The organism is Thiolapillus sp. (genome assembly GCF_048562965.1).
GTDB classification, from domain to species: Bacteria; Pseudomonadota; Gammaproteobacteria; order Chromatiales; family Chromatiaceae; genus Thiolapillus; species Thiolapillus brandeum_A.
Map to the genome: position 1 here is coordinate 1 of NZ_JBHNMF010000784.1, position 1,371 is coordinate 1,371.

Here is a 1,371-nt window from a genome sequence, read left to right on the forward strand (position 1 = left end):
AGGTTATCGATCCTTTGCAGGATTCAGAAACAGCATCCTGTTTTACTGCGGTGGCCTGGATATGGCGCCTTAGGCTTCACACGAATCTACGAAGAACCAGAAAAGAAATGTTGAAATCGGCCTTGATGATCGCGTTGCTTTTCAGCGCCTTCGTGACCTCGGCGAAGGAAAGACCCCGTCTGGTACTGCAGATTACCGTCGATGCCTTGCGGGGTGGTCTGCCCGAGCGCTTTCGCAATGTAACCGGAGAGGGTGGCTTTCGCTATCTGATAAACAAGGGCATTCACTATACCAATGCCAATACCGAAACCATCGTCGGACACGCTTCGCTGGCGACAGGTGCCGTGCCTGCTGCACATGGTATGGTGGGCAACGTGTGGTTCGACCGGGAAAAGGATCGCCTAGTTTACAACATCGAAGATCCCGACTACCACCTGCTCAGCGAAGGTGCCGACGTGAACAGGAAGACAGAGATCGATTCGACCCAGAAAACCGCCAGGGTGGACGGATGCTCGCCGCAGAACATCCTGGTGTCCACCTTCAGTGATGAGCTGGCGGAGCATTACGCAGGCAAGGCGAAGGTCTTCGCCGTATCCGTGAAGGACCGCAGCGCGGTATCCCTGGCGGGACACGTGGGAAAGGCCTTCTGGTTCTCCAAGGCCAATGGCCAGTTTGTCACCAGCGATTACTATTACAAGAAATACCCCGACTGGGTGAATGAATGGAATACACGCGGGATGGCTGCCGCCTATGCAGGAAAATCCTGGTCGCTGTTGTATGCCCCGGATAAATATCTTTTTGCCGATGCCGATGCCGATGATCAACCATTCGAGACAGACTTTCCGGGGTTTGGCCGAACCTTTCCCCATGCGTATGGCAAAGCGGATGACAAGTACTTCACCACCCGCCTGACCCTGGGACCCGCAGGCGACGAGCTGGTACTGGACTTTGCCAAGACCCTGATCGACAGGGAACAACTGGGCCAGGACGATGTGCCGGATTATCTTGCCATCAGCTTCTCATCCACCGACTATGTGGGGCATCTGTTTGGCACCTCCAGCCTGGAATCCGAAGACAATCTGGCGCACCTGGACCGGACGCTGGCCGCGACGATTGTCAAGATAGTTGTCCTATTTTCTACGCTACGTTCTCTCTAACTTCCTGTTCTTCTGTCTCTGATTTCTCCGGGTTCAACCAGACTTCACTCACTGGTTCCCAGTTTCGTGTTTCCCGGCTCCAGCGCTCTGGATCCCGTTGCTTTGCCGACTCATAAACTACCTTCCGATTCATCAGTATCAGTTTCTCTGCGCCACTGTGGCGTTGAGCGGGCGTCACGAACTGTATCCCACTATGACGGTGCTCATCGTTATA

1 protein-coding gene and 1 pseudogene are annotated in these 1,371 nt (G+C 54.4%); one reads left to right on the forward strand and one right to left on the reverse strand.

Features of this window, described 5'->3' with window-relative positions; translation table 11 throughout:
* Window positions 1-125 precede the first annotated feature (125 nt).
* Entirely contained in the window at window positions 126-1,157 is a 1,032-nt protein-coding gene (locus tag ACOCD2_RS20060; protein WP_419625955.1) for an alkaline phosphatase family protein, read from the forward strand.
* Here the strand turns inward: ACOCD2_RS20060 and ACOCD2_RS20065 are convergent.
* Window positions 1,138-1,371 (reverse strand): annotated as a pseudogene (locus ACOCD2_RS20065) (IS3 family transposase); the annotation flags it as partial. The gene ACOCD2_RS20060 and the pseudogene ACOCD2_RS20065 sit on opposite strands and share 20 nt — an antisense overlap.

Excerpts from the sequence above, each read along its gene's own strand:
- ACOCD2_RS20060 (WP_419625955.1), top strand. The coding sequence starts at position 126 with ATGATCGCGTTGCTTTTCAGCGCCTTCGTGACCTCGGCGAAGGAAAGA.